Genomic DNA, 1,551 nt, shown 5'->3' with positions numbered 1-1,551 from the left:
TCCGCAAGTGTAGGTTGCGGACGCAAGCGTGACGTCCTTTACTTCATCGCGCTACGTGCGGAGAAATTCGCGCTTACGATTGATCTGACTCAGGTTTGCGCCAAATGGGCGCGCCGATCTGCCAAGGCTGGCACCTCCCTTGTTGAGCCGCTCCTTTGGCGCCCCCCCCTTACACACATCGGAAATTCGCGCAGCAGGCGCACGTCCTCTCGAGGTTGGCCATTTCCTGTTGCAGCCGCTTGATTCCTAGCACGTCGCGACGTACCGCTATTTATCGGCAGCCGCACCGAGTCATGCGGTCAACGAGACATGTGACCGTGCCAGTGACGCGGGCACAACGATTCAATCACTTTACGTAATCAGACTCCGACCCGTTTCGGTGCAAGCGTGCGCGGACGGTTATCTAGACCTTCAGTTGCGTACGTTCGCGCCGGAGGTGCGCTGGACTTCTGTGGCAACGAGAAGAATCGCGAAATCGCGTCAGGTCGAAACCGCAAGAGGGGCCGTCTTGATGAGCTGCACGATATCGTCGCCAGTCAAATCCATTTCGACGATGCGGATCGAGCCCCGATGCGTCGGCCGGGTTTTCGTGATCATTGGTTTGATACTGATCGCTTCGCCTCGTTCAAAGTCGTGGGCCCGCCCCCTTTGAGTAGCGTGAATGGTTTGCATGCAGACCTGTTCGTCACGGGTGCCGGCGGCACACCCGCGCGCGGATTCGAACATACGCCTGGTGCCTTGACGTGCGCCAAGTTTGAAACGCGGAACCCGTTCTTGTACCGGCGCCCAAACTAATCGACGCTTCTCCATATCGTATACTGCACGAGTGCCACCGCAACAACGATGACCACCAGTACCGCGATACCAAATATGCCTAGAATCTTGCTCATCACATCAGGCCAGGAATGTGTTGACTCACCCGTGAACTACGGCCCCAAGCATTGCAACGCTCAGGGTACGGAACACACGCCCTGTGCCGATTGACACAGATTAGATGTTTTGCAGTTACGCGCCAAAACCCGCTAGGAAAGAGATACGCCAAGGACTCTTCCGAGTCCGAAGGTACATGCTGCGGCAGCCAGACAAATCACGACTTGCCGGACGGCGGAAAACAATGCGCCGCGACCATTGAAAATCGACGTGAACACGCCAATGCCCGCAAGCCCTATTCCGCTCAAAACGACGCACTGAACAATGCCCCTCTCTCCGCTCGACCAAAGAAAAGCAATGGCGGGAATGATTGCGCCTACTGCAAAGAGCGCAAACGACGCAAGTGCCGCCGTCCACGGGTTTCCGCCGAGTTCTGCTGGATCGAGGCCTAACTCCTCGCGCGTAAGCGTTTCGAGTGCCTTGTCTTTGTCGCGCATGATTTCAGCGGCCACGCGTCGTGCCTCGACCGCATCGAGACCCTTCGCCTGATAGATGAGCGCGAGTTCGTGCCGCTCGGCTTCGGGCATCTGCTCGAGTTCGTCTGCTTCCTTTGCGATTTGGGTGCGCGCGAGCTCGCGCGCATTGGTGACGGAAAGCCACTCGCCGAGCGCCATCGAGACA

At 57.8% G+C, this 1,551-nt stretch carries 2 protein-coding genes; both read right to left on the bottom strand.

Features of this window, described 5'->3' with window-relative positions:
• Window positions 1–480: 480 nt before the first annotated feature.
• Window positions 481–726 carry a hypothetical protein gene (locus AWB67_RS37505; protein WP_087660820.1) on the bottom strand — a complete coding sequence of 82 codons (246 nt, stop codon included), beginning with the start codon at window positions 724–726 and terminating at the stop codon, window positions 481–483.
• A gap of 296 nt (window positions 727–1,022) precedes the next feature.
• A partial coding sequence (locus tag AWB67_RS37500; protein WP_200822422.1) for a VIT1/CCC1 transporter family protein occupies window positions 1,023–1,551 on the bottom strand: 529 nt, incomplete at its 5' end.

This window comes from Caballeronia terrestris, assembly GCF_001544515.1.
Classification (GTDB): domain Bacteria; phylum Pseudomonadota; class Gammaproteobacteria; order Burkholderiales; family Burkholderiaceae; genus Caballeronia; species Caballeronia terrestris.
Note: the sequence above shows the minus strand (reverse complement) of the source record. Positions and strands in the feature narration are given on the sequence as shown.

Excerpts from the sequence above, each read along its gene's own strand:
- AWB67_RS37505 (WP_087660820.1), bottom strand. The coding sequence starts at position 726 with ATGTTCGAATCCGCGCGCGGGTGTGCCGCCGGCACCCGTGACGAACAG.